This is a genomic window from Rhodococcus sp. ACS1 (assembly GCF_002300155.1).
GTDB classification, from domain to species: Bacteria; Actinomycetota; Actinomycetes; order Mycobacteriales; family Mycobacteriaceae; genus Rhodococcus_F; species Rhodococcus_F koreensis.
Genome location: NZ_NSDZ01000019.1, coordinates 1 through 9,951, shown reverse-complemented (window position 1 = coordinate 9,951; position 9,951 = coordinate 1). Strand labels below are relative to the sequence as shown.

Here is a 9,951-nt window from a genome sequence, read left to right as displayed (position 1 = left end):
GAGGCCAGCGACGTAGACGACCTGTACGACGCGGCCCGTGTCCTCAACGACGCGATCGACCTGGTCGAACAGGTCATCGAACGTCAATCACCAATCGCGGGACACCTCAACGCGGAGTAGTCGGGTGTAAGCCAGCTTCACGCACTGTGAATCCAGCTTCACGCACGGTGTAAGCCAGCTTCACGCCTGACTGACGGGCTACAACCACCTGGTAGAGAGTGCTTCCGCGCGGTGTTGACGCCTGCGCCGTCGACGGTTTTCCATGGGTGGTGCGCCCCCGGTGCAGACCATGGTGGGAGCGAAACCCAGAAGCACTCGTCGGCCGGGCGCTCCCGCGCTCTGAGAAGCCCTGTGCCGGTTTCGCCTATCCGCTCATACCGGGGTGGGGGTGAAAGTCGCTGTCCGTCGAGCTGAGCGTCTGGGGGTGTGGCTGGACGGTCGGCCGGGAGAACGGCTGTGCTGAAGGTTCGCCCGCTGGGTCGGCACCGCCCGTTGGTGGGCGTTGGGGTTGCAGGGTGGCGTGGCCGGTCTGCTGGTCGAGCGTGCAGGCACACCCTCAGACCGGAGGTCACCACGCGGGGGTTTTCAGGTCATGACGGAACTTCGGGAATTCCGGAATCAGGAGATCGGGTGTCGGCGGGTTATCTGATATGGCTGGTACGTCCTACCCGAATATTTGATCGCGAGAGGGCCGGGCCGAGGGCGGGTTATCTGATATGGCTGGTACGTCCTACCCGAATATTTGATCGCGAGAGGGCCGGGCCGAGGGCGGGTTATCTGATATGGCTGGTACGTCCTACCCGAATATTTGATCGCGAGAGGGCCGGGCCGAGGGCGGGTTATCTGATATGGCTGGTACGTCCTACCCGAATATTTGATCGCGAGAGGGCCGGGCCGAGGGCGGGTTATCTGATATGGCTGGTACGTCCTACCCGAATATCGAATGTTGAGGCTTGGCTGGCGTGTCCTACACGAACATTGGGGCTGGTGGGTGCATGATGCCCCGCATGGCGACGCTGACGGACGACCGGTGGGCTGGTGAGGTGCTGCTGCCGTACCGGCCGTACGCGACGAACGACTACACCACGGGCCAGCGTCGGCGCAGCCGAGACGACGCCCTGCTGATGAAGTACATCCAGCACAGCCCGCACGCCCTCATCGGGTCCATCGTCATCGACTGCGACCACCCCGACGCGGCGATGCGCGCGTTCGAGCAGCCACGTGACCACCCGGCACCGTCATGGGTGGCGCAGTCACCGTCCGGCCGCGCTCACCTCGGGTGGTGGCTCGACTCGCCGGTGTGCCGCACCGACTCGGCACGGTTGAAGCCGCTACGGTTCGCGCAACGCGTCGAGGCCGGGCTGAGACTGTCGGTGGACGGCGACTTCAGCTACGGCGGCATGCTCACCAAGAACCCGATCCATCCGTCGTGGGAAACGATCTACGGGCCGTCGGAGCCGTACAGCCTGCGTGACCTCGTCACCCCACTGACGCCGCGGCAGATGCCACGCCGACCCGACCGCGCCGCCGGGCTGGGCCGGAACGTCACGCTGTTCGACACCGCGCGTAAGTGGACGTACCGGCAGTGGTGGAGCCACCGCGACGACACCGACCGGGTGTGGGATCAGTTGGTGCTGCGGTACTGCATGGAGATCAACAACAACGAGTTCGCGGTGCCGTTGCCGTTCCGCGAGACCATGTCTACCGCCTACTCCATCTCGCGGTGGACCCGGCGGAACTTCACCGAGGACGGGTTCCGAGCGATCCAGTCCGCACGCGGCCGGATCACGACGCCCGCGAAGGTCGAGGCAAACCGTAAGCGCCGCACCAGGATCGAGTTCAGCGCACTGCTTGAGGCGGCGACGCTCTGATGGGCGCGAAGGAGCCCGCCCGCCGCACGAAGACGGCCCGCGAACTCGCCGAACAGTTCGGGGCGACGCCGCGCACGATCCGCCGGTTGATCGCCGAACCCCGCGACGACTTCGAGGCCCGTGCCGCCGCACGTCGCGCGCAGGCCGTCGAGCTTCGCGAACAGGGCATGAGCTACAAGGAGATTGCCGAGGCGATGGGCACCGGCACCGGCACCGTCGGGCGACTTCTGCACGACCACCGGAAACGCATGGCGTCATAACACGTTTGGGCGCTTCGAACCACACCGCTGTACTTTCCCGCCGACCTCATTGCCCCCACCAACCACCCCAATCACCCACCGCCACACGGGCAACACGGGCAGGTGAACAGCCCGGCCTTGAGTGCTAGCGTGGGCGGCGCGAGCAGGACCCCGCTCCAAATAGGGTGGATCGGAGCCGTAGCAGGCGGGGAAACGTTTCGCGAAGGGCGCAAAACGCCCTGGGGGCAAAAGGTGTAACACCACCGGCCGATCCGACGGAGCCGAGTGAGTGGCCGCACACACGGTTTATTTCGTGTGTTCGGAAGGACACTCACCATGGCTCTCACCGCCGTCTCCCATCACCACGGCCGCGTCGCGTCCCTCTCCCGCGACCGCGAACCCGACGACCCCGAACTCGTCGAGGCCAGACAGAACCTCGCCGCCGCCGTGCTCACCGCCCACATCCGCAAGGTACTGACCGAGGGGCTGACCCTCACCGACGACCAGCGGAAACGCATCCACGAGGTACTCCGGTCGGGCGGTGCCCGGTGAATCCTCTCGACATCGCACGCGCCCTCATCGGCTGCGGCATACCGATATTCGTCGCACACCCGGCATTGGAAGGCGGCACCTGGAACCCCCGCAGCGGGCACGGCAAGTGCGGGTACTGGCTGCCCACACGCTGGCAGAACACCATCCCCGACCCGACCGTGTTGGACGGCTACCGACCCGGTGACGCCCTGTGCATGGTCACCGGCCACGGCATCGACGTGGTGGACACCGACCCCCGCAACGGCGGCGACACCGAACGCGCTGGCCTGGACGCCGCCGGAATCATGCCGACCGTCTACGGCAGGACCGCGACACCGTCCGACGGCACCCACGAACTCGTCGCATCGCTGAAGGTGCACAAGGGCACCCCCCGACCCGGCATCGACGTGCAGGCCGGTGACCTCGACGGCAGGGGCCGCGGTTTCGTGTTCCTCCCGCCCACCCGCAAGGCCGCGAAGGACGGCACCGGCACCATCACCGACACCATCGGTGAATACCGCTGGGAACTCTGCGACCTGGACCGATGGGCCGAGGACCACGACACCGACGACAGCGGCGACGCCCTGGCCGAACTGGTGGCCCGCAGCGCCGAACGGGACCGGCTCACCGTGACCGGCGAACCCGGACCCGAGTACACGGCCATGCCCGACGACCAACAGGCCAGCGTCGACCGGTGGATCGCCGCGGCGCTGGACGGCATCGCCGCCGACCTGCGGGCCGCGAAGGACTGGCCGGTCGGGCACCGCGACGACCACGGACGCGGCTGGGAGAAGCTGACCGCCGACGCCTGCCACCGGCTCGGAGCGCTGGCCCGGGCGCCGTGGAACGCGCTCGGCTACCCGGCGTGCTGGGAACTGGTGCAGATCAACGCGCCCACCGACGACACGTGGACCGCCGGCGACCTGGCAGGCAAATGGCGGGCGCAGCGCGGCCGGGGCAACGCCGACGCCCTCCCCGACGCGCTGACCCCGGCACCCGCGGGTGATTCCACGGGCGGCGGCACCACCGTCGTCACGATCACGACGCGCACCCACGGGCAACTGCACATCGCCGAACGATTCGAGGCCGAGCACGACGAGAAGCTGATCCACGTGCACGGCATCGGGTGGCTGCACTGGGACGGCACCCGGTGGACCGAAGACCAGCACGGGCACGCCCTCCGGGCGGTGCGGCGAACCCTCCGCAAGGCGCTGGCCGAGTCCGCCAACGGCCGCGACCTCGATCTCCGCAAGGACGTGGCCAAGTGCGAGACCTCGGCAGGCATGGGCGGGGTGCTCGCCATCGCCGCCAGCGCCGAATGCTTCGCGAAGACCGTCGACGACCTCGACGCCGACCCGTACCTGATCAACTGCGCCAACGGCACACTCGACCTGCACACCATGCAGATCCGGCCACACGACCCCGCCGACCTCATCACGAAGGTGTGCCGGGGCGCGTACCGTCCCGGAGCCGTCTCACCGCTGTGGACCGAATTCCTCGACCGGGTGCTCCCCGACCTGGCCGTCCGCGAATTCCTGCAACGGTACGCGGGTCTCGCGCTGGCCGGGGTGTGCCTGGAACACCTGCTCGCGATCCTCACCGGCATCGGCCGCAACGGCAAAACCGTGTGGTACGAGGCGGTGCGCCACGCGCTCGGTGACTACGCGGCGATGGCCGAACCGGACCTGTTCCTGCACAAGGAGGGGGCGCACCCCACCGGGGAGGTGGACCTACTCGGGCGGCGACTGGTCATCGTGTCCGAGAACGACCGGGGCCGGAAACTGGCCGAGGCCACCGTCAAACGGCTGACCGGCGGCGACCGGATCAAGGCACGCCGCCTGTACCGGGACTTCATCGAGTTCGACCCGTCGCACACGCCGGTACTCGTCACCAACTTCAAACCGACCGCACGCGGCGACGACGCAGCACTGTGGGCGCGGCTGGTGGTGGTGCCGTTCGAGATCGTGATCCCCGACGACGAGCAGGACCCGGAGCTGGGCGAGCGGCTGAGGCTCGAGGCGGACGCAATCCTGGCGTGGGCCGTCGCCGGGTGGGTCGACTACCGCGAGGGCGGCATGCGGGCACCGGCCAAGGTGACCGAGGCGACCGGCGACTACGCCCACGAGTCGGACACGGTCGGCCGATTCATCGAAGACCGGTGCACCGCCACGTCACCCGCTCAGCGCGTATCGGTGCCGGATCTGTTCGAGGAATGGATGCGGTGGTGTGCCTCCGAGGGCGAAGACCCCGGCACCAAACGGGGCTTCAACGAAGCCGTCCGGCGGGCCGGTTTCAGCCAGCTCCCGCCATCGTCGGGACGCCGATTCTGGGAGGGAATCGGGTTGCAGCCCAAGGGTGGGGGTGAAAGTAAAAACATGCCCTGACCTGGGAAAGCACATTCAGCACCGACCGGCGGTAACTTTCCAATCTCCCCCCACGCGGAAAAAAGTTACCTGCAAACGGTGCTGAATGTGCTTCGGCCCCTTGCTCAGCACCCTGGGCAGGCCCCTGCTCACCCCCCTGGGCAGGCCGGAAAATTCGCTAGAGAGTTCAGTGGCGAACAGATGTCCGCCAGCCACACTTTCCGATTTACGGGTTGACCCGGCCCCCCCTCTCCCCGCTTCGCTCACGCGTTCACGACGTCGTGACCGTGTTCCGCCAACGACTGAGAGGCACAACCGACTATGGCAAGCAACCACCACCACGGGGCCGATCTCCACCCGGCGGGCATCGAAGCCGTCTACCGGGCGTTGCACGGGAATCCGCCACCCGGCACCGACACCGAACACCCCCAACCGGCACCGACACCGGACCCCAACAACCGGAACGGTCGAACCGGCACCACCGAAGGAGCACAACCACTATGACCATGACACCCGACCAGTCGATGAACTGGAAGATCAGGGTTCTCGTCGCCAACATCGTCAACGCCATGACACCCGAGGAACGCGCCGACTGCCACGGCACCGCCGTCGACGCCCTCGAAGACGGCTACGGCGGCGTGGACCTCACCTACGGTGTCAGGCGCATCGCCAACGTCGACCGGGCGTGGCTGTTCAACCCCGACGATATGACGTTCCCGGTGCCGGTGTTCGTCCCGGACGGCGACATCCCCGACACCCCGGCCGACCTGCTCGAAGACGACGACAACACCCCGTAAAAGCGGCGTAGACTACGTGCGCGCCCGTCGACTACGACCCACCGGACGGCGGGCAGCACAGCTCGACTCGGTATCCGATGCCAGCGCCGGACCCCCCTCCCAATCGGGGGCACCCCCGGACCGTGCCGGTCACCATGCGACGCACGCCGTCATTCCGCGCGCCCCCCAAAGTGGTGAATTACCTTGAGTGAGACCCTTTTCCGATCTACCGAACTCCGTGCCGACGGTACCGGCAGGACTGTGTTCGGCACCGTCGTGCCCTACGGCGTCGAGGCCGAGATCCACGAGCTGGGCCGCAGCTACCGGGAACGCTTCGCGCCCGGAGCATTCCAACGGTCCATCGCCGAACGTGGCGACAAGGTCCGGTTACTCGTCTCCCACGACCGGGGCAAGCTTCCGATCGGCAAAGCCGTCGACCTGTACGAACAGCCCGGCGGGCTGCACGCATCCTTCGCGATCGCGAACACCCGCGACGGCAACGACGCCCTCGAATTGGTGCGCTCCGGTGTCGTCTCGGCGTTCTCGATCGGTTTCCGTGCCGTGCGCTCGCGGCAGGACGGTGAGGTCACGGTCCGCACCGAGTGTGCCCTGATGGAGTGCTCATTGGTCGGTTTCCCGGCCTATGACGGGGCTGTCGTGGGCGGGGTGCGCAGCGAACAGATACGCCACCGGCTGTCTGTCGACGTGGCCAGCCGACGGCTCGACCTGCTGATCAGAAGCGCGTGGCCGGACCTCGCTGTCCGCGCCGACGACCCCAAGGAGAAGCCGTACGGCGACGTGGAATACGCGGACCCCGGCTACCAGGACGACGGCAAGAAGCGGTACCCGATAGACACGAAAGAGCACGTCAAGGCCGCCTGGTCGTACATCCATCAGAAGGCCAACGCCGCGAAATACACCGCCGAGGAACTCGCGAAGATCGAGGCCCGCATCGTCGCGGCCGCGAAGAAGCTCGGTGTCGAGATCCAATCCGAAAGCGAGTAAGACCATGACCATTGACGTCCGGAGCCCGGTGTTCGCACGGCTCCGCGAGCTCACTCCCACCGAGGCCGTCGCCGAACGGGACCGGCTGCTCACCGAAGCGCGGGGCATGCTGCAACGCTCCGACGACGGGCACCTGACCGCTGATGACGGAGACCGGTTCGACCAGATCGAGGCGGATATCGAATTCCTGGCGCACTCTCACCAGCAGCGGGAACGCGCCCTCGCCCTGTACGACATGGGGGCGTTCGAACACGGCTCCGACCAGGGCATCACACCGCCGGGGCGGCAGGGTCGCACACGGGCGCTGAGGGGCGCGCAAACCCTCACCCGCCAGCAGAGCTTGGCCGGGTGGTGCCGGGACAACGGTGCACCGCAGACCACCACCGGCACTTTCGACCAGTACTTGCGGGGCGTCGTGACCGGCGACTGGTCCGGTGCCGAAGAGGTCCGCGCACTCAGTGAGGGCACCGCCACCGCTGGCGGGCACCTCGTGCCGACTCCGCTCGCCGCGACTGTCCTCGACTTGGCACGCAACGCGAGTCAGGTGTTCGCCGCCGGGGCGACGACGGTGCCGATGACCGCGAACACCCTGAAGCTCCCGAGGCTGACCGGTGAGGGTGCTCCGGCGTGGCGCAACGAGAACGCGCCGGTCACGACCGGTGATCTGACGTTCGACGCGGTCACGTTCACCGCGCGATCGTTGGACCGGTTGGTCATCTTGTCGCGTGAGCTGTTCGAGGACTCCGACCCGTCGGCCGGGGACATCATCAGTCAGAGCTTCGCCGCACAGTTGGCGTTGGAGTTGGATCGGGTGGCGTTGCGGGGCACCGGCACACCGCCGGAACCGCGTGGCATCTTGAACACCGCCGGGATCACCACCACCAGCCACGGGGCGGCTGGCACGGCGGTCGGAAACTATGACTGGCTCCTCGACGCCGCCGGGGCGGTGTTCGCGAACAACTACATCCCGAACGCGCACATCGTGGCACCGCGCACCATCACGTCGTTGCAGAAGCTGAAGGACTTGCAGGGCAGCTATCTGACTGCGCCGCAAGGGTTGTTGCCGATCCTGCCTACCAAGCAGGTACCGACGAACCTGACCGTGGGGGCCTCGACGGATTGCTCGGAAGTCTATACAGCACAGTGGAACCTGCTCGGTATCGGCCTGCGGACCGGCTTCGAGATCCGGTTCCTGACCGAGCGTTACGCCGACAACCAGCAGGTGGCGTTCCTGGCGCATTTGCGGGCTGACGTGCAGGTTCTCCAACCCGGAGCGTTCGCGCTCGATACCGGGGTGAGGGGCTGACCATGGGTGGATTCGAGATCCTCCAGCAAGCCTGCGAAGAGAACGCGGCAGCCGCCGCGCTGGCGTTCGACCTGGAGTCCCGCCGCCTGCTCGGTGGCCTGCGCGAAGGCATCGAGGTCGAGCGGTGGCGTGCGTTGCCTGACTCCGATTCGACTGCAACACAAGGACTCTCACCTGGGTGAAGTGAGAGAGAAGGTGACGCCCCCCGGTTGTTCGCGGGGCCGAGGGCATCACAACCGGCGGGGACCCCCTGCTCGACGTTGACGCGCCCCTGTTCGTCCCTTCGGGGCCGCAGTCACCGACCAAGGGGGTTCCCGCCACACACACGACCGGGGGCACACATGCGTCCGTCTCCCCCGGTCCGGTGCTCGCACAGTCCGCGTCGTCGGCCGGGACTCGTCATCCCACCACGGCAAGGACCACCATGTTGGTACCTGCGACGAAGACCGTGCGAGCACCACCCAACAACACGCAACGCAACGCTGAGCTGCCCTGCTGTGCAACGCAACGCTGAGCCTGGCTGCTGTGCCCCCCTGCCTGCTGCGCCCTGCCTGGCCTGCTGCCCTGCCTGGCCTGCTGCCCTGCCTGCCCCTGCCTGCCTGCCCTGCTGCTGTGCTGTGCTGACCTGTGACGTTGCACGTTGCCTCACACGTCGTTGCACACGTTGCACTGACCTCATGCAATGCCATTGCTGACCTGCAACGCAACGCATGACTCCACGTTGCATGACTCGATTCCTCGTCGCCAGCGACGCGCGGCCGTCGAGCCCACCAGCGCACACCGACCCCCCACGCCGCCCCCGAGCACCCCCGAACCGACACCACACAATCCAAATTGCCATTCTTTTCGCCATTGTTTGCATTTATCAAAGCCATTTATTATCCGTCGAATTTGGTGCCATCCGATAAACCGAAACCGCATAATTCGAATTACCAACATTGCAGCGTCGAGAGGCGAAGTGAATTAAATGCAACCCACCGCGTGGGGTACCGGGGACCCCCAAGCCGGGGGCCTCGGGCACCCCCTGGCTGACCCGCTCTCCGCCGTTACCCTCTCTAAGCTTAAAAAGTCCTCTGACCTGCGGTTATGGTAGCCGCGGTGCAGGTGCGCCAGCCTTCCGCACCGGTCGGGCCAGGCGAAACCTCCACCCATATGGTTGTTCACAATGGCTTCGCCGTTTATCGAATTACTTTCTCGGGTCGGTCGTAATTAATTGGAGCCATTCTTTTGGCGGCAGTAGACGCCATTCTTTCGCTATTAATTGGCACCATTTATTGGGCCGTTTTCGGTCAGCGAAACGGGGGGTGTTCGAGCGATTTACCGGGGGCTATCGCAGCGCGTGCAGCTCCTGTTCGATGCCGTCGAGTGGCTGGCCGTCGCCGCGTCGGAACGCCGAGATCGGTTCCTGGGCACCGGGTCGCCGGTTGCCTGCGGTGTCGCTGACCAGCACATACATGCCGTAATCGTCGGCGTCGACAGTGCGGGTGCGGGACTTCCGCAGTAGGTAGCCTTCGCGTTTCGCGGCGCGGCGTACTCGGTCTTCGCGGGAGTGTGGTGTGGGCATGGTCGGGCCTTCCTCGAATGGGAGTGTGTTTCCTCGCCTCGCCCTGCCCTACCTCGTGCGGGTCCATCGTCCACCGTGTCGGGTGCTCGTGTCACGCTCTCGCGCATGGCAGATGACGAGAACCTGGACGGTGACCTGGCGATACTCCGCGCCGGTCTGGTCGCGTCGGCGCGGTCGGCACGCCAACTGGCGGAGCGGGTCGGTGAGGCCAGCGACGTAGACGACCTGTACGACGCGGCCCGTGTCCTCAACGACGCGATCGACCTGGTCGAACAGGTCATCGAACGTCAATCACC

At 66.5% G+C, this 9,951-nt stretch carries 11 protein-coding genes; 10 read left to right on the top strand and 1 reads right to left on the bottom strand.

What is annotated here, in order from left to right:
- The first annotated feature begins 1,007 nt into the window (after nt 1-1,007).
- The 9 genes from CJ179_RS50255 (at nt 1,008) to CJ179_RS50210 (ending at nt 8,273) form a co-directional block, all read left to right on the top strand.
- Nucleotides 1,008-1,871: a replication initiation protein gene (locus CJ179_RS50255; RefSeq protein ID WP_257016465.1), complete on the top strand. Its 864-nt coding sequence runs from the start codon at nt 1,008-1,010 to the stop codon at nt 1,869-1,871.
- The gene (locus tag CJ179_RS50250) at nt 1,871-2,131 is read left to right on the top strand and encodes a helix-turn-helix domain-containing protein (protein WP_095866514.1); all 261 of its coding nucleotides are present in this window, start codon (nt 1,871-1,873) and stop codon (nt 2,129-2,131) included. Before CJ179_RS50255 ends, CJ179_RS50250 begins: the two co-directional genes overlap by 1 nt.
- Nucleotides 2,132-2,446: 315 nt before the next feature.
- The gene (locus CJ179_RS50245; protein ID WP_095866513.1) at nt 2,447-2,662 is read left to right on the top strand and encodes a hypothetical protein; all 216 of its coding nucleotides are present in this window, start codon (nt 2,447-2,449) and stop codon (nt 2,660-2,662) included.
- On the top strand, nt 2,659-5,025 hold the full coding sequence (locus CJ179_RS50240; protein WP_095866512.1) for a phage/plasmid primase, P4 family: 2,367 nt from the start codon (nt 2,659-2,661) through the stop codon (nt 5,023-5,025). Before CJ179_RS50245 ends, CJ179_RS50240 begins: the two co-directional genes overlap by 4 nt.
- A 300-nt stretch (nt 5,026-5,325) precedes the next feature.
- Entirely contained in the window at nt 5,326-5,508 is a 183-nt protein-coding gene (locus tag CJ179_RS52450) for a hypothetical protein (RefSeq protein WP_095866511.1), read from the top strand.
- Nucleotides 5,505-5,801, top strand: a complete 297-nt coding sequence (locus CJ179_RS50230) for a hypothetical protein (protein ID WP_143549094.1) — start codon at nt 5,505-5,507, stop codon at nt 5,799-5,801. The genes CJ179_RS52450 and CJ179_RS50230 overlap by 4 nt, the downstream gene beginning before the upstream one ends.
- A 183-nt stretch (nt 5,802-5,984) precedes the next feature.
- A complete protein-coding gene (locus CJ179_RS50225; protein WP_257016464.1) occupies nt 5,985-6,785 on the top strand; it encodes an HK97 family phage prohead protease in 801 nt (266 codons plus the stop codon).
- Nucleotides 6,786-6,789: 4 nt separating this feature from the next.
- Entirely contained in the window at nt 6,790-8,091 is a 1,302-nt protein-coding gene (locus CJ179_RS50215) for a phage major capsid protein (protein WP_095866509.1), read from the top strand.
- Between the two features lie 2 nt (nt 8,092-8,093).
- The gene (locus CJ179_RS50210) at nt 8,094-8,273 is read left to right on the top strand and encodes a hypothetical protein (RefSeq protein WP_095866508.1); all 180 of its coding nucleotides are present in this window, start codon (nt 8,094-8,096) and stop codon (nt 8,271-8,273) included.
- Between the two features lie 1,145 nt (nt 8,274-9,418).
- On the opposite strand, the gene CJ179_RS50205 is transcribed toward CJ179_RS50210, so the two are convergent.
- The gene (locus CJ179_RS50205) at nt 9,419-9,655 is read right to left on the bottom strand and encodes a hypothetical protein (protein ID WP_095866507.1); all 237 of its coding nucleotides are present in this window, start codon (nt 9,653-9,655) and stop codon (nt 9,419-9,421) included.
- A gap of 105 nt (nt 9,656-9,760) precedes the next feature.
- On the opposite strand from CJ179_RS50205, the gene CJ179_RS50200 reads away from it, so the two are divergent.
- Nucleotides 9,761-9,951 (top strand): hypothetical protein (locus CJ179_RS50200; protein ID WP_143549093.1); only part of this gene is annotated, 191 nt, incomplete at its 3' end.

Coding starts and splice junctions, on each gene's coding strand:
- CJ179_RS50205 (WP_095866507.1), bottom strand. CDS start 9,655: ATGCCCACACCACACTCCCGCGAAGACCGAGTACGCCGCGCCGCGAAA.
- CJ179_RS50250 (WP_095866514.1), top strand. CDS start 1,871: ATGGGCGCGAAGGAGCCCGCCCGCCGCACGAAGACGGCCCGCGAACTC.
- CJ179_RS50255 (WP_257016465.1), top strand. CDS start 1,008: ATGGCGACGCTGACGGACGACCGGTGGGCTGGTGAGGTGCTGCTGCCG.
- CJ179_RS50210 (WP_095866508.1), top strand. CDS start 8,094: ATGGGTGGATTCGAGATCCTCCAGCAAGCCTGCGAAGAGAACGCGGCA.
- CJ179_RS50230 (WP_143549094.1), top strand. CDS start 5,505: ATGACCATGACACCCGACCAGTCGATGAACTGGAAGATCAGGGTTCTC.
- CJ179_RS52450 (WP_095866511.1), top strand. CDS start 5,326: ATGGCAAGCAACCACCACCACGGGGCCGATCTCCACCCGGCGGGCATC.
- CJ179_RS50245 (WP_095866513.1), top strand. CDS start 2,447: ATGGCTCTCACCGCCGTCTCCCATCACCACGGCCGCGTCGCGTCCCTC.
- CJ179_RS50215 (WP_095866509.1), top strand. CDS start 6,790: ATGACCATTGACGTCCGGAGCCCGGTGTTCGCACGGCTCCGCGAGCTC.